Source organism: Fischerella muscicola PCC 7414, from assembly GCF_000317205.1.
In the GTDB taxonomy this organism is placed as follows: Bacteria; Cyanobacteriota; Cyanobacteriia; order Cyanobacteriales; family Nostocaceae; genus Fischerella; species Fischerella muscicola.
The window spans coordinates 53,051-73,625 of record NZ_AJLK01000151.1; the positions used below are offsets into that span (position 1 = coordinate 53,051).

Genomic DNA, 20,575 nt, shown 5'->3' on the forward strand with positions numbered 1-20,575 from the left:
GATTCTTTAGGGTTATGTTAAAAAAGCCTGTTTTGATAGTATTTCTATTTAGTTGCTACTATAGCAGGGTACTTGGAAATTACATAAATATAACTCTTTTCACATTTACTGTTCAACTGTCGGAGAAAACATGGCAATAGATGTAGCAATATTAACCAAAGAGTTAGTTGATTTCCTGGCTCCCATAATACCTTTTCTTGAAGAAACGACTAAGAGAGTTGTTGCAGGGGAGGCTATTAAGAGATTTGGTACTACAGTATGGGGGCAGGCTCAATCCCTGTGGACAAAACTCCAGCCTAAAATGGAAGCTAAACCCAGCTTGCAGGAAGCTGTAAAGGACTTAGCGCAAGATCCTGCTGACGAAGATGCTCAGGCTGCGTTGCGTCACCAATTGAAAAAACTGTTAGCTGAAGATGCAATCTTAGCCGAGGAAGTAGCGCGGTTTTGGCAAGAGGCAAAGCCAGCCAATGTATCTATCATTGCTAGTGGTAATAACTCCGTAGCTACCAGTGGTAGCGTAAGTGGCATTATTAACACAGGTGATAATAATACAAACGTTATGGGGACGAAATGAGCAATAATCGATGTTTGTGGCAATCATACTACAATAATGTAAATACGAACGCTACAATCAAAAGAATTCTAGCGATCGCCCAATAATTCCAAATCATGGTGTTCGCGACAACATAAGAACATCTGTAAGGCTTGAGCCAAAAGGCAGACTCTGTGACAGATATTAATGATCTGAGGAGAATCCTCAACCTACTAGCAGCAAACACTTGTAATAATGCTGACTTTGCGAGACTATGCCAAATCCTTGACAGTAAGCAGATTATCTTCGTTCCAGGTGAACGATCTGTAGGTGTGGGCGGCAGTATAAGTGATTCTGTGATTATTACTGGCGATAACAACGTGGTCTATAAAGGCCCTAATGCTGAAGTCGTTTACCAAATCGTTCAAGATGTTTTGGAATCGTTTAAGGTTTCTGCCTTACTCACACACAGCGAATTTTCCAAATCAGCGGTAATAACAGCGAAAAAGCTAGCTGGCTATTGGGAAGTTTTGGTAGGACGGGACGGATTACTTGCTCAGATTCAATCCCTCCTTGCTGAGTCACCAGATGTGATTGTATTGCATGGACCTGGGGGGATTGGCAAAACTCGTTTTTTGCTAGAGCTTCCTAAAATTATTCCTACTGGAACGTCTGTGCGGTACGTTCGCATTCGAGCCGAGTCTATAGAGTATGACCTAGCTTCATTGGATTGTAACAGTCGTCATGTAATTGTTGTAGATGATGCTCACCGCTTTGGACTTTTACACCAATTGGGAGAAATTTTGATAAACCCCGCACTAGCCGGCAAAGTCACACTTGTCTTAGCTACACGTAGTCTTTTCAAAGATTCAGTCATCTACAAATTAGGCTATTTGGCTGGCTATAAAGTCAATGAAATTGAGGTGCAACCTTTAGAAAACATTGATATAGATCAACTCCTACGAACCCCACCCTACGAAATTACTCACGACGATACACGCCATATTTTAGTTCGTATTGCTAAAGGAGATCCCCTGATTGCTGGTGTCGCTGCTCGTTTAGTTCAACGTGGTGAGTCAGTAATAAATCTCAGCCGCGAACAAGTACTTACCAGCCATTGTAATGACATCATCCGCGACCTTAAAGGTGAATTTAAAGATGAGTTTAAAGAGCAGTATTATATTGGCTATCTGGAGATTCTGGCGGCTTTAGGGACAATTGATCTAAATAATCAGGAGTTACGAGAGAAAGTTCAAAAAGTTGTGAATATATCGCAATCTGATGAAGACCGAGTAATTTCTAGATTAGTGGAAGCTGGTATAGTAGAACGTTACTGGAAGACTATAAAAATTACCTCCGAAGTTCTGGCTGACCATATTTTGCTTCACCATTTCTTCCAGACTAAACAAGCAGACTATCAAAAGAAAATTATTGAACCATTTTTTGAATTAAAACCTAAAGAGATTTTGACAACTTTAGCAGAAGCAGAAGTTAAAGGAGAGGCTCAAGCTGGTCTTTTACTAGATTGCAAATTAGATGAATTGCGTAAAATCTTAATTCAAGGAGACTACCTGACTCGACTGTCTGTTTTGGAATGGCTACAAGATTTAGCTTATCTGCGCTCCGATGATGCACTGTCGCTCGTAGCAGATATCGTGGATGAACCTGACAAGCCTGCTGAGTTTTATCAGGGTAGTTTTGGTGGGGATAAATGGGAAATTAAACATGATTGGTTGTTAAGTAAAGCTGTAGAAATTCTTCGTTATACCTACCTAGGAAGTCTGCAATATTCTATAGTTTACCTGCACAAACTGGCTAGATATCGACCATTAGCAACAGAGTATGCTAATGTTCGTGATAAAGCAAGTAAAGCATTAGTTGAAATTGCTGAGATTAAAGTTAATAAATTATATGATGTACAGTTAACGCTTCTTAAGAATATAGAAGTGTGGCTAAAACAAGATTTTACAAACAACTTAGAACTGAGCATTTCTTTGATTCAATCTATGCTCAATATGGTGGTTGATAATACAAAACAAGATGCCACCAAGTATATGCGAATAATTATACAGCGTGGTTGTTTACAACCATCTGAATCTTTACGGCAAGTTCGAGAACAAGCTTTAGAGATATTATACCAAGCATATAGTCAAGCATATAGCCTACCAGAGCGATTAAAAATTATCAAATCTCTAGAATTACAAATATTATTACCTCTTTCAACGGATTTTAGAGAAGTAACATCAGAAACTTGGGTTTGGCTAAAACCTGACTGTCAAAATACAGTCAAATTTTTCTTAAACATAGTGATTCCAAATGCTGAACTACCTATATTGGATGCTGTAGCAAAGTGGATACGTGATGCACTACACTTTAATCGTCACCAATTAGATGAATTGGAACTGTTAAGTCAGCAATTAAAAAATAATAATTTATATCAACTATATCTATCCTTATTTAGGAATAAGCTATGGGATGATTCCGAGGATGATTATCTAGATTGGAAAGCCCTAGAAAAACGCCATCAACAAGCAATTCATCATTATTTAGAAGGATTTTCTCCTACAACAATAGAAAAGGCAATCTGGGAATTAGAGTTGATGTTATCCCAATGTACAATTGCTGGGGAAAGTAGTACATCTTGGTTTGAAACTTTGTTTTATAAGGTGGGAGAAAATTATCCCGAACTTGTGCCGCAAATAGTAGAGAAGGCACTGTCTGAGAATTTAATCATTAAACAGCAGCTTGGTCGCTTAATTGGAGGATTATATCGAAATAATCTAGAGGCGGGTTGGTCTTACATACAATCATGGATTGATGGTGATGATCTAGTTTTGTGGCTGGCTGTAGCAGGTAGTTATCATTTTTTAGATTGGAGCGTGTTTCAGGATAAAGAATGGGAAGTTTTATACCGTCTTATAAATAAAAAATCTTCACAAGTTGATTTAAAAATTCTTGAGCTTATATCGCGGTTTGCACCACATAATCCACTACGTTCAATTGAGTTTCTCAAAATAATTGCTAATCGTAGTGATGAAAATGTCCTACTGCGTGTAGCGGAAGTTCTATCTTGGTCTTTTAAATATTCTCAAGATGGATGGGGGAAGCATTTCATAACATCTGAGGATTTGTTAAACATTGTTCAAAACTTTGAACGCCTTTCACGCCTAGACTATGCTGCTGAAGAGTGTTTAGCTATTATGGGTAAAATTGACCCCATGAATGTTATAGATTTTATAGAACGCCGAATTATAATTCAAGCTGAACAGCATAGAATAACTGAGTATTATGAGGCAATTCACTTACCTTATTCACTTGTTGCAAAAAGCATACAGTCTAGTACTGAATACTCTAATGTACTGCGTCGAGTGCGTGACTGGATGCTACGCGAGGATGTTTGGCTATATAAGGCTCCCAAAGTATTAAAGGAAATTGCTGGTAGTTTATCAGAGCCTTTATACAGTGTTTTAATGGAGTGGGTAAAATCGGGTGACGTTCAGAAACTACATGCAGTAGCTAAAATTTTGCGTGTTTTTAATAGTGGTCAACTTTTCTACTCTTTGAGTCGAGAAATTATTTGTATTACAAATAATGAAATCATACTGAGTTATATTAGTACTTCTATTAACTCAACTCCGGGAGTAATTGTTGGAGGATTTTCAAATCACCCCAGACAACGCCAAGAAGAAATTTCTTCTTGGTTAGAAGATGAAAATTTCCGCGTTCGGCGCTTTGCAAATAGAATGAAACAATCTCTACAGGAATACTTAGAACGTGAGTTGGAAACAGAAGAATTCGAGGAACGCAATTGGTAGAGACAATCAGCTTTCTGTGAAAATTTATTGTCGGATGAAATCTTAGAAAATTTGGAGAACACTAAGTTTGCAAACACGCGTATTATAATTCCTCAATCACTTTACCTCCTGCGGACTGCCGCCCCATCTTGAGTTTACGGAAGGTGCGTGAGTGAGTCATAATCTAGCTTAGATTCCTATCTAAGATATTCGCCTGCCATATTTGACAGGCTGTAGTAGATTCAAATTATAGCTGATTTAACTAGCGATTGACGCTATTTCTGGTGAGAATAATTTGTGATTCTCAATGGCATATTTATAGCTAAACAATCCATTGTTTGACAAGAAAAATTTTTCTTCACTACCCGATATCTTGAGTACGGTGATAACGCATGGTGGTTGAATATTATTATTGCGAATGAATTTCCTTGCAGTTGTACAGGTTTTTTCTTGATGGTTTTGTTGATAGCAACTAAAGCTTGTAACTTTTGATAGCAAAACTTTCCCACTTAACTTACGTCTCAAATGGTATCTACCTAGTTTTTGTCGAATTCGTTTTGGCATTTTGCATTCTCCTTAATAATTGTGCATGGTTCTTATATCGTTTAAGTTGAATTTCAAGCTGACGGGCTTCCTGTTTACTTGAGGTTTTCCATACGTAAACAATTTTGAATTCAATGCCGCGTTTTATCGCAGCACGAGTAAATGCTGCTCCAGATCCTTGTAGATGCTGCTGAAATCTTTTCTTGAGGTTCGCGCATGAACCTAAGTAGTAACGAGCTTGATGTTTCTCGTTCCCAAGCGGACGAGATAGCTCAATCATGTAGCAGCAAGGAATTGAGGGTATCTTTCCTGACAATTCCATTTATGGTTTTTTAGATTAATTTGAAAGCTGAGGCGTTAGCTGATTGTGGTGGTTTATGTTGTTACGCAGTTGAGCCTTTCTTGTTCTTGTACCCAACTAATTACATTGGATTTACTAATGCTTACAGGCTTATCTTCACCTGCAATAAATACTTGAAACCAGCCAGTTTCTAACTCATAGTAGTCAATAATTAAACCTGCTTTTCTGGCTGTTTGGAGAGCTAATACTTCCTGGGGTAACAATCTTTCAATTTTTAACTGTTCTTCTGGGGAAAGCTGCTTCCAAGCTTCATCTTTAACAACCAGATGCCTGTATATAGCAGTTCTAATTTGATAATAACTGGTAGCTGATTTGAGTTTTTCTGCCAGCATTAATACTTCTTCCCCAACTGGCTGCTGTTCTGTAGCGTTACTGGTGCTGGTTTGTTCCTTTTGTTTTAGCCTAGAGTTAACTTCTATAGCTTTTTCGCTCTCTGTTGGGGATGTTTCTAATTGTGGAAGCATACTCGACTCAACCACTTCAGATTCAGCAGTCTCTTCCTGCGGCTGCTCTTTTTCTTGGGATTTGATTTTGGCGTGATAGTCTGCGATCGCAGCGCGGAGAATTTGCTGGGGAAGTAGTCCATATCCATCAATCAATTCCTGTGTGAGTACTCCTGTTTGGTGATCTTCTTCCCACTGAGGAGGGAACTGACAGTAGCGATCGCCTTTTGGAGTTCTGCGCCAGATTGATATCTGTCTTTGTTGTTCCTGCTTTTGGGTTTTAAGGAGGGCTTTCCTTTCTTCGATTAACTCCAGTACCAGTTTGCAGGTCAATCCCCCAATTGGATAATCCTGTAGCTGGCTGATAATTGGTTTGTATTGAAGAGAACACAATCTGAGAAGTATTGTTACTGGAATTGCGGCTAGGTGTTGAGGACAAGTTAAAAATTGTTGGAAGTTTTCGGCTATTTTGATCGCTCGTTTTTCCTCAGAGCTTCCTTTATCCCAACCGTATGTATCGAGCAAGGTTCGGTATTCTTTCTTGCTGTAGGTGGTTTTGTATTCGTAGAGTAGGAAAGCGGCGTGCAAATATTCTAGACTGCTGGTTTCGATATGTGCGGTTGGATTCGGATCTAATTGATGTTTTTGGAGATAAGAGATTGATGTGATAGTTCCTGGCATGATAAAATTCTCTTTGCATTAATTTCGTTGGTCTTAAAAGACCACTTACCTATTTAATTCACTGCAAATAATTCAGGCTGCTTGTTTGTCCCAAGCTTTTGATGATTTAGAAATAGCAGCCAAGGCATAGCCCAAGGTGTGTTTGTGAATTTTGGGCATTTTGTGAAACGACATATCCTGACCCCAATCTTGGACTGACTTGGTGCCAATATGTAATACTTGCGTGAGAGTTTTGACACAAGTTGCGCGAAAATTGGCGTGAGAGACTGTTTGTAGTACTTGTTGTTCGCTTAACCCTTCGAGGAGTATTTTTTCTAGAAAGGTTTGAGCATTTACTTCTGGTGCGTTGTATTCTCCTCTCAAGATGCTCTTTAGCTGCTTTGGCACGATTTCGGCGGCATGAATGTAAGCAAGTGAAATTTTGCAGTAGTTGGGTATTCCGTCAAAGTTGAGATCGCTTCCCCACTTACGAACTGTCGGTCTTTGTACCCCTAAGACGGCACATAGTACGGTGATACATTTTTTGCGGTATTGCGAATCTGTTTCTTCTTCGAGAAGTTCTGGGGGGCTGAGTTCGGCTATACCGAAGCAGTAGCGTAGAAATTGTCTGGGTTCTAATCCTTGCTTTGGTAGTATTTCTACCACTTTGTAGCTCTTTTGCATCTTTATTAACTCTTACGGGATTTTTACCGAGTTAGCTTGATTTATCTCAAGCCCTTGTTTTGTGCTTTTTAGGTAAAGTTTACCGATTCGCAAAATTAGTGATGTATTAAGTTAATAATATTTAATATTTAATGATGCACTAAATTCAGTTAGTGCATCATTAAATTCAAAAGGTTTATTGAGGGTAAGTCATTTAGTTGTTGTAGTGATATGGGTTTTGATATAAAAGTTAATGTTTGTAACTAAAAACCCAGTTGTTTCTATAAACTGAAGAGAAACCTAGATAAACCAAGTTCAAAAAACGTGTGTCAAATCAGCGCGAACGCTTTTCTGGAGGGGATACTGACCGGGTATCCTTTACCCTTGCACCCGGTGTGCGGCAAAAGGTAGATGATGTACTGCCGATATTGGGTGGCACTTTAGCAAAAACTCTAAGGCGTTTAGTTGATTTGGGTTTGGATTTAGTTGACCTAGCTCAAAAAAGTGGTAAACCAGTTCCTCAACCGGGTAATTTGGAGCAGATGTTTTCGGGTTATACCTCTTTGGGTATAGAACTGATATTTGCGTGCGAATCCTTGGGTTTACCAGTACCTGAAGTGGGTCAGGTGGGAGTTTGGTTTGTAGATAATCTCTCCCTTGGTTTGGGTGATATTGAGGGGATTAAGAAAGATAATGATTTTAGGGCATCACGTATATTTCGTTTAAGTCGAGAAATTCAGAGGTTTTTTCAGCAGCAGCTTAATGTACTATCAGAAGATGAGTATGCTGCATTTTTGAGGAATTTGCATCGGGAAGCTATTATTGGGCAAGAGTTTGTAGCTGCTTGTCAGACGCTGGGTTTGCAGTTACCAGAGACAGGAAAACTACAGGAATGGTTACAAGATTTGGTGGAGCGATCGCGCAGCCTGTCTACAGTAGAATCGCAATTATCAAATGAGTTATTAGAAGAATGTGAGCGATTGGGGATAGATCCGCCAAAACCTGGTGAGGTTGGAGCGTGGCTACAAAATACCCGCCCTGCGGTATTTGAGGAGCCAATGCACGAACATAGGTTACCTTTTACAGATGATGGTTTGCCTTTAGGGGGGTCACAACCGTTTTTGGAGCATTTACTGACACTAAATGCACCGCCAACTGAAGATGAGGAGTATGACATTGCTCATAGGTTTGGTGTAGACCCAGCGCATCTGAAGGAACTCATATCCCGTATGAGATTTGACAGGAACGGACAGACAAATAATTGTCATTAATAAGCTTCGGGGATAAATGCATGGATGCCATTGAAGATGCCTCAACATTGTGGACTTTATTATCTAGACCTGGATGGGAGATTAAGCCGAACCCAGTAAAGCATTTACTCAAAATTAAAGCTCCTGACTACCAGGAAGCATTAATACTTTATACTAACTATCGAAAATTTCTAGCGACGTGGGCTGCATCCCTCAACTGTACCTGTGCTTTGATTGGAATTCAGGGGATGCGTGGGTCTGCATTCAAAATTCTTGCAGCAACGCCAGCATCGCAGCAGAAGTTATACGAAGACTTAATTTTTGCGAGCTTACAAAAGTCGGTTCGTTTTGAATTTAATGGACTGGCCGAAAGCGATCGCTACTTTGAGGATAATATCTACGAATCTCCAGGCTTTTACATTGCCGAAACTTTTTTGTACCCTGAACTCAGACCAATTGTTGATGAAGTATTTTCAAACCCAGAAAAGAAACTTGCTTTAACACGAATGTCTGACAATTTTCAATTGATCGTGTCTGCATCAGCAGCACGGGCAATGAGTTCTGACTCACAAGATGTGGTGCGTCGTCGAACCACAGATTTTTGGCACGCTAGAGACTACCAGATTTTCATACAGAAGTTTAAGCAAGATGGTAGCACAGGTTTTGAAATCACTTACCAGGCAACGACAAATTTGCCCAAGACTAATCCTTTAGCAGCGTGGGCACAGTTTACTACGAGTTATAGGTTTTTTGAGATTGATATAGGCGGACGCAGGGAAGTTTACCGTTTGGGTGAAGGTAAGGATATTACACCCATCAGTCGTCCCAAGGTTGTTTCATAAGATAGCGAGGTTTTATGGCAGTAAGATTCCTAGAAAACAAGGGCAGTGGCAATATCCTAGAGATTAGTAAAGCTAGGCTTTTAGAACTTACTCCTAATGTTTATCCCCTTACCTGGGAAGCCATTCTTTCAGGTAAAGGTGATAGTGTAGCTATCTTGGGTGCAGGTTTTGCTGAGCGAGAAGTTTTTTTTGGTTTTGAAGGAGTTGACCTAACGCGCTACCAACTTCCGACAATCGACTGTTACGACATTGCTACTAATCCGCCAGAAAAGTTTTTAGCTTTACGCAGCCAATACCCAAATCTACAGTTAAATTATTTTTGCGATCGCAATTTAGCAGAACTTGAACTGACAAAACTTTACGCTCCTAATAGCCTACGGCTAGTCTCAGTTCATGGAGTCTTAGATTACTTACAACCACATACAGTTACAAGAACATTACTTGATATTGTGAAAGTACAGCCAGAGGCAATATCGATACGCCTATTTTTAATAGGTAACCCGTGGTCGCGGAATTTTGCAAGTATAGAGCAACTGGCAATGGAATTAAATTCAATTGAAATGGCTATAAGTGGCTTAGTTAAGTCGATTGATTTTGATATATTGTGTCGTACAGGTATTGTGCAATTAAATATTTCAGACAAGGATAAAATTGAACATAATTTATTACCAAGTTACGGTGCATCTCATATAATGCCTGATAAATTAGTTGGTTATTTAATTAGTCAAGGTTATCAGCTTGTTGCGGCTGACGTGTACTCACTTTCAAATCAGGATTTACAAGGTGACGGCTCAAAAAATCATAGTAGTAAAAATGTATTTTTAGATAATCCACATGGAATGTTGTTATTTTTTAAAAGATAAAATGCTTATTTGAATCGAGCTAATTAATAAAGATAAAATTGTTGACAATAATAGTTAATAAAATAATGTTATTGCAAAAACGCTACATTGCTCAGAATAAAAGAATTTAACTACATTAACATTGCAGATAATGTAGTAACGAACTGAATCAAAAAATTAAAACTCCTACAAATATAGTATTGCTTTATTCCAAGAAGAGGCATAAAGCAATACTTTTGCTTACCAGCTTAAACTTGGCAGCGGGTGTTATATTTACTAAGTTTGTGGGAACACTAAGAATACGAGTTTTAATACCGTTATAAAAATATAAGCACAATTATTATACACAAACGATACGGCAAGTGTAAAAAATGGCCCGTGTAGCCAGAAGAAAATTAACTAAGAGGCAAGATATAGAATATGTATTATCCCAACGATATTGAAGAAATTTGTTACGAGCAAAATCATATTGAAAAGGTATGGGATGAAATGAAACAAGTTATCCCGACTTACTTTCAACAATATATTGATACAGAAAGTGGACACTCAATCCCAGAAAGCGAAATTGAAAAGCTCGCTGTTAAATTTGGTTCTACCTGCAAACTAAAAAGTAAGCTAAAAGATACAAAAAAAATTCTGGAAAGGCTTTTTAAAGAATCAATCAAGGATTATGAAAAAGACCGCCAACGTTATCAAGATATTCTTGATTTGGAATCATTGGCAGAATACAAATTCGATGTAAGTGCCTTCAAGAATACAATTTTAAGAAATCAAATTCCGATTATTAATAAAACACTGAAAAATATACATGCAAAGGAACTTGACAAGTTCCGTGCTGCATTTAATACTATACAACCAGGAGACTTGTTTAAAGTAATTTATAACATTGTTCAATTAGCAAATGAATGGCATAATGAGTGGTATAAAGAAAAAGAATTTGAAGAAATTGATACCTGCGATGGCTTGGAATATTATGAGTTAGATAAAGAAGCCTACATAGCATATGGAGTAATTGGCGGGGGAATTAAAAGTCATTTCATTTACAAGCTTTTTCCTGAAATGTATCCAAATAGAAGCAGAGAAGCTGTTTGGGCATTATATTATTTAAGCAGTAAGAAAAAGTTTGGTTGTAAAGAAGACTCTCAGTTTCTTATGATCAATGCGAGAGAAGGAACAACTCAGCAAAATTATTTTTATCCGTATGCCTTGTTTTCATTTTACGCTATTAGAATTTATCGGCAACTAAAAGAGCTTTATGCAAAGCATGGAGTAAGCTTACCTATTGAATATAGATTTGTTCTAGTGGATAGCTTTCTCTCATTTGTCGCAAGAACTCATCAGGCTGAAATTGACGATTTAAAGAAGAAAGCAGAAAGCTATCATTATGAATACTAAAGCAAAAGAAGTTTTTGAAAAAGAGTTTCCTGCTTTAGCAGGTGTGTTTTCTTTAAAACCATTTCAAGAGAAAGTAATTAACCATCTTATAGAGAATGGTTCAACATTAGCAGTAATGCCGACAGGTGGTGGAAAATCCCTCATTTATTGGGTTACTGCAAAAGCACTAAAAGGAACTTGTTTAGTTATTTCACCATTGATAGCACTTATTGACGAACAGGCAGAAAAACTTGAAAAAGAAGGTTTTGAAGTCTTAGCTATTCACAGTGGTATGGGAGCTTCAGAACAAATGAAGCAATTAAAAAAATTTACTCAAGTTGAATCTAAACCTGATTTCATTTTTGCTAGTCCAGAAAGGATGGCGACAGACGGATTTTTTGAATACTGTATTTCGTTGCAGATAAATAAAATCAAATTAGTCGTTATTGATGAAGTCCATTGTATAAGCCAATGGGGATTTGATTTCCGACCATTTTACAAGCATATACCAACTTTTCTTAATTCAGTTTTTTCAGATAAATGGCCAACAATTTTAGGTTTGACAGCCACAATAAATCCAAAAGAGCTTATCGATATTACTACTGATTTTAAAATTAAAAAAAGTTCTATCATCAAAGATGATGTATTGTTAAGATTTGATATTGATTTGAAAGTTGAGAAGTTATCAAACGAAGAAGAAAAGAAAGAGCGTCTTTGGCAAATAATAGATAATCACACCAACGAGAAAGTATTGGTTTATTTATATCGTAAATACCACAAAGGTGGTGTGGAAGATTTGTGTGAAACTGCAAATCAAAAGGGACTAAAGGCATTATCATTTCATGGAGATATGAGTAGCTCCGAACGGCAAAGTGTTCTAAACGAATTTAGAGATGGTTCAACCAATTTAGTTTTTGCAACAAATGCCTTTGGAATGGGTATTGATATTCCCAATATTCGAGTTGTAATTCATTTTATGATACCCGAATCTATTGAGCAATATTATCAAGAAATTGGACGTTCAGGAAGAGACCAAAATGGTGCTATTTCGTATATGCTTTATTCTAATAAAAATGTTCAGGTAAGAAAAACACACTTTATCGACAAATCATTTCCTCAAGGGAATCAAATCAAAGAATTGTTCAAAAAGGCAACCAACAATGAAGTTGGTAAAAAGACTTTGCAATATTTTGCAGAAGAAGAATTACAATCGGCTCTACCTTATTTTTTGAATTGCGGTGCAATTACAATAGAAGGCAAAGGCTTTACAGGCTTAAAAGTTTTCAAAACTAACTCAAACCCTATGTTGAAGTCAATAATTGAATCTTCAAGAACGGGAATGGTTGTTCCTGTATTGTTAAAACCCGAATTTTCAAAACTTACTTGTCGAGAATTTTTCAACATAACCTATAAAGCATTAGTTGATAATGAGGCAAAATTAGCTAAAAATCTTGACAAATGCTTAATTATCGAAGCAACAGAAGAATACCTTACTGATGAGCAAATTGAAACAATTAGTAATGAAACTGCAAGTAAAAGAGAGTATAAACATAATCTCTTAGATTATCTCGTTTATCTCCTTGATAACTTTGACAGTTCAATTTCAATGCACCAAGATATTGGAAGATATTTAGGCGTAAGTAAACATTCACTAAATAAGATACATCAGACTGAAAATGGTATTTGGGTTCGTTCAAAATCAGAAGTGATAATTGCAAATATTCTTTATCGTTCAAATATTGATTTTAGATATGAAGAAAAACTTTTTTATAATGAAACTCAATGGAAAGAACCTGACTTTACAATAAGACATAATAACAATGTTTGGTATTGGGAACACCTTGGGCTTTTGGGTAACGAGCAATATAACGAAAATTGGCAGGAGAAAAAGCAAATTTACAAAAAACTTGGAGTACTTGACAAAGTATTAACGACAAAAGAAAGTACGGTTTTGAGCAATCAAGTGAATGAGTTAATTAAAAAAATTAAAATGTCATAATAATAACAAAACCTAGAATTATATTTGGTAAATTTCTATATTTAGAAATGGTGGATTATTTGGTAAAATTAAATTTGTTTTTGTCAAGTCATATTAGTGGAATAGCTCTTTAGGTGTTCTGCGTTGCTTGACTTATCGCATCCAACAAAAATAAACCCAAATCTTTATGCAGTGCTTCATTGTGCTGCGGACAACCAGTTGAATGTAAACACCGTGGACAACCTGCTTCACAATCACATTCAGCTGCTAGCGCATATGCTTTAGCAGCGAAATTGCTCAAGTCAGAAAAGATAGCTTCTGCTGCTCCATTACCACCTTCACAAGTGTCAAAAAAGTAGCCAATTGTTCTAGTTTCTTTTTGCGTAACTATTCCATCCACATCTAGGCTAGAGGACAAAACTACCAGGGGTACAGCTTTTACTATCTGGTGTTGGATGCTATGGACTGCTGTAAAATCAGCACTACTAGTCCATAGTGTTTGATATTGTTCAGGAACTTCACCTCCTGTGGAGGTTATAATATCTTGTTTGTATTTGTTGACTTGTACTTGTATCGCTTTTTGTAGGGTTTCATTTATTTCTACCAGTACGCAGGGTGCTTGGTATTTTGTAACATATGGCTTTTCAAATGCTACTTCTGACTGAAGTTTTGTTACTTCAGCTGCTCCTAGAGGATGCCTACACAAGGAGCAAGTTTTCCCTTCAAGCGGTTTTTTGTAGTTACCACAACGCTGATTTTTACAAGTCATCCCGTAAGTGCGTTTCATCAACCGATAACCTGTAACAGAATTAGTAATTTCTCCCCAAACAAGGGTTAAACGCAACCGAGCATCTTTGATTTTGGTGGGGATAATTTTGGACTCCGCCAGTGTAGAAAGTGGTTGAATATCTAATTCTGATTCGGCTTCAGTAAATAAATCTGTATCTTTACCTAAATAAGCTAGTAATGCTTCTCCTTTCTCTTCATTTAGACTTTCGCTGCGGTAGGCTATTAACTCGCCGCTGTCATCTTGTACCATATATACTGCTTGCGGAAATACCTCCCGATGGGCAAGCGAAAGTGACATAATTTCTAAAATTTCGCCTGTGTGCTTCTCAATTAAGGAAATCGAGGTTTGAGGGCTGCTTCTGAGGTTGATGTCTTTGTGCGGATAACCTCTTCCCCAAAGTTTTCCATTATTACTCAGAAAAATTTTGTTTTGTTGTAAAAGAGAACCTGCAACTGCGTCGGCGGCTTTTCCGAAACGGCTATTGAGTTCCTTTAAAGCCAGGCTACTTTCAATGCAGCCGCATTCTAAATGTTTGCCTAGAATTGTGGGATAGTCTGGGTTAAAAGCAGCAGATTCAACTTCTCCCGATAGTAACTGTTCGCTATGCCGAGCGTAGAATACATCAATAGGATTTTGTCCCAAGGGTAGATAAATTACAAGTCCATGCTGCTTGCGTCCGGCTCTTCCTACTCGTTGCCAAAATGACATTAAACTACCCGGAAACCCACGCAGCAAACAGCAGTCTAGCTCAGGTAGATCAATTCCCGCTTCCAAGCTAGAGGTTGAGATAATTACTTTAATTTGTCCAGCTTGCAGTTTTTGAATAATTTCTCGGCGGCGATCGCCCGTTAAGGAACTGTAGAAGACTGCGACCTTGCTTGTTAAATAACCTAACCCAAGGCGTTGTGTTTCTCTTAGAATTAAGCCTAGTAAACCTTTGACAGCAGCACGGGAATTACAGAAGACAATACCACTGAGATTATGCTGCAACCAGGAAATCACAATTTTGGAAGCTTCAACATTAGCTGCACTATTTGGAGCAAGGCATAACAGGGTACGTCCTGCACTACCAGCGCCGCTGCGTTCAATTAAGTGTAGTCTTTGGGGTTGCTGGATTCTGCCACTAAAGCGCAACGCCATCTCTTGGGGATTGCCAATTGTGGCACTTGAACAGATAAATTGCAGTCTTTGGGAATTACCGCCAACAGCATCAACTGCTAACCTCAGCCGCCGCATCAAATTAGCAAAGTGCGCGCCAAAAGCACCAATATAGGTATGGCTTTCGTCAATTACACAATAACGTAACTGTCTTAAAAACTGCCGCCATCCTTCTCCCTCATCTCGACGGCGCACATTATAAAGATAGTGGTGCAACAAGTCGGGACTAACTGCCAAGATGTTTGGTGGATTAGGAATAAACAAACGCTGTCGTTCGGATGTGGGTGTATCCCCCGTCATTAATGCGAGTTTGATGCGGTTGTTGGGCATTGCCTTAACAAGCGATTGCAACTTTCGCATTTGGTCAAGGGCTAATGCCTTAAGTGGAAAAATATATAATGCCGTTGTTTGCGGTTGCTTGATACAGGATTCGAGGATGGCGAGATTGTAGCACAGCGTCTTTCCGCTGGCTGTGGGCGTGGTAATACTTAGGTCAAACCCAGCACGTAATTTTGTCAGAGCTTCTAGTTGATGAGAATAAATGTTGGTGATACCGTTATTTTGCAACGCCAAACGTAAAGCAGGCGGTAAATCGCTGGGTACGGGGTGAACGATCCCTTGGTTGGGATTTTTGATATCCACCGCCGTGATGCTTGCAATCAATTCTTGAGCTACAGACTGAAATGCCAGGTGGGGGATTTGGTGAATGCGTTCGGAAACTGTTGCAGCTCTTGTATTAGTTTCTTCAATCAACGTTGTGGAAGAAACCAAGTTAGCGTTACTTGATTGAATTGAGCCAATGGCGATCGCTTCTTCCCAATCGCCAAATTGAGTTGGAGTAACCTCTTCAACAAACTTAACAATTAACCGCCTGCCCAATAACGCCATAACTTCGCCTACTCCATACTCTGGGGAGTAAACTTGTTTACCCACAGTTAGCCATTCAGGTGGTTCTGGAACAGTTTGGTTAGCAGCGCGGATAATAGCGGCGTAATCAGTTGGTTTGTTGTTAGTCACAACACTAGGTTTTTGCTACTGGTGCTACCCACCAGTATAAAGCTAACGAGATTAGCCCAAGGCTACACTGATTTATATTTTGCTAACTTACTCAACTGGTTATTGACAGACTCGAATTTGCGCGATCATAACAAACCTGTCTTCTATCACGTTACCCTTTACTTCATCGATTTTTAAATGACAGTAGATATTTTTGACTGTGATTTCATTTGGCTGAAATTTAAACTGTCCTCGCTTAAATTGCACAAAGCAATGGAACTATTACAATAATTATTGCCCGATATAAAAATTTTTATATTATCAATAATCATATTTTTTACTTATTTTATAAAAGCTGATTTTTTACGTAATTTTAGATAAAAAATATTTTGCTTGCTCCCTTAACAAATAACAACGAGTCATTGCCTTAATATTGCATAATCCCTGTTGGAGAAAATCTAAAGCAATTACTTTACGTTCAAGCATTAACTCAAACAGAAAGCTTAGTAAATAATATTTAATTCCCTTTGTTTCAGCTAATTTTGCTAATTCAGGGTTAATAATCAAAAGGATAAAGTCTAATTTATGAGCTAAGGCAAAAGCATATTTTTCATCATAGCATAAATTTATATTTTTTTGACAATTTTGCATAGCCAAAGTTGCAATCTCAGAATCTAAAGATTGGATCTTTAAGCCTAATTTTAATAGTTTTTGCCCATCGTAGTCTCTTAGCTCACGTTCGTAAAGGAGATCCGTGACATTGACTTCGATAGGTAATTTGAAAAGTGGCTCAATTAACCCCGCTTGCTTTAACGCTATCAATATTGAAGGATTTGATACTAACAATCGAATCATATTGTAATTAAATTAATAGGCGTTATAAGAAAAATAAACATAAAACTTGTAACTGCTAAATAACCGTAAGTTTCACATAAATTGAACTAATCAATTAGCGTAAATTTATTAATGTATATCAAGATTTGAAATAGATTGTTCTTGAGCAGAATCCATCCTGTTTATCAAATCACACACCGATATATTCAATAATTCGGCTGCTTTGGCTTCAGAGATAGCATTTTCTGATAAAGCCCTAAAGCAAAGCCGTTCAAAGCGATGTGGTTGTTCTTTAGGTATCGGGAATGGTTCATAGGGAGGAGTTCGCCACCCTCTTCGTCCGAATTCAGCAAATAAAGTTTGGAAAGTTGTATGATCAATAATTTCTAATTCCTTACATCGATAAGTTAAAGCCTGCATACTAACGCCTAGTAACTGCTTTAGCCGAGAAAGTTCTGCAATTGTTAAGCGACTACGGTGTTTTCCAATTTCCATCCATAAAATTGAGGCTGGCATTAGGAATGCACTAGCAACTCGATGAGCAACTTTTTCTACATCAAGATCGGGGGCAGTAATCAGCACCATGTGTCCAAGTTCATGCACTAATGTAAAACGTTGTCGTTCACCGTTATCATTTGCATTAATTACAATCACTGGAACCTGCTCACGATTACGGCGTTTTACCCAGCAAGTTAATCCTGAAACATTATTGTCTAGAGGCAGAGACAAAATTTTAATGCCTTGAGATTCAAGTAATTCAGCCAAATTAATAATCGGGTCTGTCCCTAATTGCCAATGGACACGCAAGCGTTCAGCCACAAGTTCGGCATCGTTTAGAGAATTTACAGGAAATGGAGCTTCTCGTGGTGCTTCCCACTCCATACTTGGAGCATAAATAATTTCTTCAATTTCTAGATATCGCTCAACATGGCTTAGGACAGCTGCTACAACGTGAGTCTCTTCTCTTTTGCTAGTGATTTTTTTCTTTCTAAACTCTAAACCTTCAATTTCTAGTTCACTTTGTCCTAGTAAATAAGTTTCTGAAACTCCCAAAGCTTTGGCTAAAGCTATTAAGGTCGTCGAGTTGGGCATCATCTTGTCCTGCTCGTACTTTCCGATCGCCTGAGCTGACACTAAGTTTCCAATTTTTAACTCTAGTTCTCTTAATGACAACCCACTTCCTTGCCTGGCTAGCTTCAATCTCTTACCAATCATGTATTTATCCGTAATTCTACTAGTTTACATTTCAGGTTTTTTTGCACTATTTTGTAAACACGTTTTCTAAATTATCCAATAACTTTTTTTGGGTACTCTTGTCAACAAGATGGCGTACTGTGATTCAACTTAATTTACCTCAAGGAAGTTGTATGTTCACAGATCGTTATCAATAGAAATTTGCTGCTCCATTGAGTTAACTACTGTAAGAGGAAATAAATGAATAGCCCACAAGAAAACAAACACGAGGAAAAAGGGAGCAACAAAGACTTCACAATCATTGTGAATGCTCGCCAAAAGGTAGTAACAGCAAAACATTTGTCATTTACCGAAATCGTCGCATTGGCCTTTGACAACCTTCCAACAGGACCAAACATCGTTTTCACCGTTACCTATAGAAAGGGAGAAGGTAACAAACCTGAAGGAACACTTGTTGAAGGAGAAACAGTCAAAATCAAGGACGGAATGATATTCAATGTCACAGCAACTGATAAATCGTAGTCCCGATCTCCTGCGAATGCGAAACGAGGGCTATGACATCGAAGTTAGGTCTAACTATCTGATAGTCAAGAATGTTCCTTATGTAAACTCCAATAAAGAGATCAAACTTGGAACTCTCGTTTCAGAATTGAGTTTGGCTGGTGATGTAACAGTCACACCCAGTACTCATGTTGCTTATTTTTCAGGAGACCACCCTTGTAATAAGGATGGTTCAGAGATAAACAAGATTAAACACAACAGCACCCAGCAGCTATTTGCTCAGGATCTCGTAGTCCATCATTCATTTTCGAGCAAGCCGCTTAACGGTAACTACAAAGACTACTACGAGAAGATGACAACATACATTGCGATTATCTCCAGTCCGGCTCAATCACTTGATTCCAGCGTTACAGCAAAAACCTTTCCGATTATTGAATCCAGGGAAGAAGAATCGGTGTTCAATTATATTGATACGGCCTCAAGTCGGGCTGGGGTCAACGCACTCACCAAGAAATTGGAGATAGAAAAGATTGCAATTGTGGGCTTGGGTGGTACTGGATCTTACGTGTTGGATCTGCTTGCCAAGACTCCAGTAAAAGAAATCCATCTTTTTGATGGGGATAAGTTTTTACAGCATAACGCATTCAGATCGCCAGGCGCTCCGTCTGTTGATGAGTTGAGGGCAGGTTTACATAAGGTGTCCTACTATGCAAACCTGTATTCCAAAATGCGTAAAGGTATCTTCCCAAACCCTGTCTATGTTGATGCTTCAAATATTGCTCAGTTGGACAGAATGAATTTTGTGTTCCTTTGTCTTGATAAAGGTGGAGCTAAAAGGCTGATTGTCGAAAAACTAGAGGAGTTTGGTATCTGCTTCATTGACGTGGGTATAGGCTTAAATCTAGTTGATGATGCGTTGCTTGGCGTTATGAGGGTAACGACCAGCACTGTTGAACAGCGCGATCATGTCAGTGCTAAGAGCAGAATCCCTTTTTCAGATGGTGATGACAATAATGAATATTCTCGGAACATCCAAATTGTCGATCTTAACGCTCTCAATGCTGCGCTGGCTGTCATCAAGTGGAAAAAGATATGTGGCTTTTACGTAGATTTGGAGAAAGAGTATCACAGTACATACACCATAGATGGCAATATGTTAACTAACGAGGATCAGCTATGAAGCAAGAGATAGTCCTCACACACGAATTCGTTGAATACATTCCTAATGATTTAAAGGAGCGAACGATTTATGTGTCGATGGCTTTCGCGACAGTGGTCCATAAATGCTGCTGTGGATGCGGGAACGAGGTTGTTACTCCACTTTCTCCTACAGATTGGAAACTAATCTTTGATGGGCATTCAGTTTCGCTCCATCCATCGATTGGAAACTGGAATTTCGCTTGCCAGTCTCATTATTGGATAAGAGGTAATAAGGTCAAATGGGCATCACAATGGTCGCAAGAAGAGATTAACGCTGGAAGATTCCATGATTCCTTAGCCAAGGAAAAATACTTTAGCAGCACCAAGACCCTAGATGTTCATGATGCAATTGTCAGTAGTAGAGAAGTGGAAGCAGGAACAGGCAAACCAAAAAGGAGCCTTTGGCAGAAACTGAAGAGATGGTTGTTTAGGGCAAACGCATCTTAACTTTGTTTTATCAATCTGGAGAAGCTATTTTCTGAAAGCATCCGCAACTTTACAGTTTTAGTTTTTGGCTATGAATTTTAGTTTTTCTTAGAAAAGAAAGCTTTAAACCTTGATTAAATGAAAGTTTCAGAGGTGAGTGAAGTGATGATTTATGGTTCTTTGCTTCGTTTTAT

17 protein-coding genes are annotated in these 20,575 nt (G+C 38.3%); 10 read left to right on the top strand and 7 right to left on the bottom strand.

Going from position 1 to position 20,575, the window contains the following annotated elements; all coding sequences use genetic code 11:
- Window positions 1–130 precede the first annotated feature (130 nt).
- Together UYI_RS0123690 and UYI_RS0123695 are read left to right on the top strand one after the other, a co-directional pair.
- A complete protein-coding gene (locus UYI_RS0123690) occupies window positions 131–574 on the top strand; it encodes a hypothetical protein (protein ID WP_016869166.1) in 444 nt (147 codons plus the stop codon).
- 152 nt (window positions 575–726) lie between these two features.
- Entirely contained in the window at window positions 727–4,347 is a 3,621-nt protein-coding gene (locus tag UYI_RS0123695; protein ID WP_016869167.1) for an ATP-binding protein, read from the top strand.
- Between the two features lie 237 nt (window positions 4,348–4,584).
- On the opposite strand, the gene UYI_RS37140 is transcribed toward UYI_RS0123695, so the two are convergent.
- The 4 genes from UYI_RS37140 to UYI_RS0123710 form a co-directional block, all read right to left on the bottom strand.
- Window positions 4,585–4,890, bottom strand: a complete 306-nt coding sequence (locus UYI_RS37140; protein ID WP_157226384.1) for a DUF3155 domain-containing protein — start codon at window positions 4,888–4,890, stop codon at window positions 4,585–4,587.
- The gene (locus UYI_RS0123700; protein WP_326930439.1) at window positions 4,859–5,191 is read right to left on the bottom strand and encodes a GIY-YIG nuclease family protein; all 333 of its coding nucleotides are present in this window, start codon (window positions 5,189–5,191) and stop codon (window positions 4,859–4,861) included. Before UYI_RS0123700 ends, UYI_RS37140 begins: the two co-directional genes overlap by 32 nt.
- Window positions 5,192–5,244: 53 nt before the next feature.
- Window positions 5,245–6,354, bottom strand: a complete 1,110-nt coding sequence (locus UYI_RS0123705) for a hypothetical protein (RefSeq protein ID WP_016869169.1) — start codon at window positions 6,352–6,354, stop codon at window positions 5,245–5,247.
- Between the two features lie 72 nt (window positions 6,355–6,426).
- Window positions 6,427–7,017 carry a hypothetical protein gene (locus UYI_RS0123710; protein WP_016869170.1) on the bottom strand — a complete coding sequence of 197 codons (591 nt, stop codon included), beginning with the start codon at window positions 7,015–7,017 and terminating at the stop codon, window positions 6,427–6,429.
- Between the two features lie 305 nt (window positions 7,018–7,322).
- Between UYI_RS0123710 and UYI_RS0123715 the strand changes: the two genes are divergently transcribed.
- From UYI_RS0123715 to UYI_RS0123735, 5 genes are all read left to right on the top strand, one after another.
- Window positions 7,323–8,267, top strand: a complete 945-nt coding sequence (locus UYI_RS0123715) for a hypothetical protein (protein ID WP_016869171.1) — start codon at window positions 7,323–7,325, stop codon at window positions 8,265–8,267.
- A 20-nt stretch (window positions 8,268–8,287) separates the two neighbouring features.
- Window positions 8,288–9,088, top strand: a complete 801-nt coding sequence (locus UYI_RS0123720) for a hypothetical protein (RefSeq protein ID WP_016869172.1) — start codon at window positions 8,288–8,290, stop codon at window positions 9,086–9,088.
- Window positions 9,089–9,102: 14 nt separating this feature from the next.
- The gene (locus UYI_RS0123725) at window positions 9,103–9,951 is read left to right on the top strand and encodes a hypothetical protein (RefSeq protein WP_016869173.1); all 849 of its coding nucleotides are present in this window, start codon (window positions 9,103–9,105) and stop codon (window positions 9,949–9,951) included.
- Window positions 9,952–10,350: 399 nt separating this feature from the next.
- Window positions 10,351–11,325, top strand: a complete 975-nt coding sequence (locus UYI_RS0123730; protein WP_016869174.1) for a hypothetical protein — start codon at window positions 10,351–10,353, stop codon at window positions 11,323–11,325.
- Window positions 11,315–13,303 (top strand): RecQ family ATP-dependent DNA helicase, encoded by a 1,989-nt coding sequence (locus UYI_RS0123735; RefSeq protein WP_016869175.1) that lies wholly within the window; start codon window positions 11,315–11,317, stop codon window positions 13,301–13,303. The genes UYI_RS0123730 and UYI_RS0123735 overlap by 11 nt, the downstream gene beginning before the upstream one ends.
- A gap of 109 nt (window positions 13,304–13,412) precedes the next feature.
- On the opposite strand, the gene UYI_RS0123740 is transcribed toward UYI_RS0123735, so the two are convergent.
- The 3 genes from UYI_RS0123740 to UYI_RS0123750 all read right to left on the bottom strand — a co-directional run bounded on the left by UYI_RS0123740 (window position 13,413) and on the right by UYI_RS0123750 (window position 18,275).
- Window positions 13,413–16,247, bottom strand: a complete 2,835-nt coding sequence (locus UYI_RS0123740) for a DEAD/DEAH box helicase (RefSeq protein WP_016869176.1) — start codon at window positions 16,245–16,247, stop codon at window positions 13,413–13,415.
- A gap of 342 nt (window positions 16,248–16,589) precedes the next feature.
- Window positions 16,590–17,081, bottom strand: a complete 492-nt coding sequence (locus UYI_RS0123745; RefSeq protein WP_016869177.1) for a PIN domain-containing protein — start codon at window positions 17,079–17,081, stop codon at window positions 16,590–16,592.
- 108 nt (window positions 17,082–17,189) lie between these two features.
- The gene (locus UYI_RS0123750) at window positions 17,190–18,275 is read right to left on the bottom strand and encodes a helix-turn-helix domain-containing protein (RefSeq protein WP_016869178.1); all 1,086 of its coding nucleotides are present in this window, start codon (window positions 18,273–18,275) and stop codon (window positions 17,190–17,192) included.
- Between the two features lie 219 nt (window positions 18,276–18,494).
- On the opposite strand from UYI_RS0123750, the gene UYI_RS0123755 reads away from it, so the two are divergent.
- From UYI_RS0123755 to UYI_RS0123765, 3 genes are read left to right on the top strand one after another with little or no spacing between them, the layout of a single operon-like run.
- Window positions 18,495–18,776 carry a multiubiquitin domain-containing protein gene (locus tag UYI_RS0123755; protein ID WP_016869179.1) on the top strand — a complete coding sequence of 94 codons (282 nt, stop codon included), beginning with the start codon at window positions 18,495–18,497 and terminating at the stop codon, window positions 18,774–18,776.
- Complete coding sequence (locus tag UYI_RS0123760) at window positions 18,751–19,935, top strand: ThiF family adenylyltransferase (protein WP_016869180.1); 1,185 nt, start codon at window positions 18,751–18,753, stop codon at window positions 19,933–19,935. The genes UYI_RS0123755 and UYI_RS0123760 overlap by 26 nt, the downstream gene beginning before the upstream one ends.
- The gene (locus UYI_RS0123765) at window positions 19,932–20,402 is read left to right on the top strand and encodes a DUF6527 family protein (RefSeq protein ID WP_016869181.1); all 471 of its coding nucleotides are present in this window, start codon (window positions 19,932–19,934) and stop codon (window positions 20,400–20,402) included. The genes UYI_RS0123760 and UYI_RS0123765 overlap by 4 nt, the downstream gene beginning before the upstream one ends.
- Window positions 20,403–20,575 lie beyond the last annotated feature (173 nt).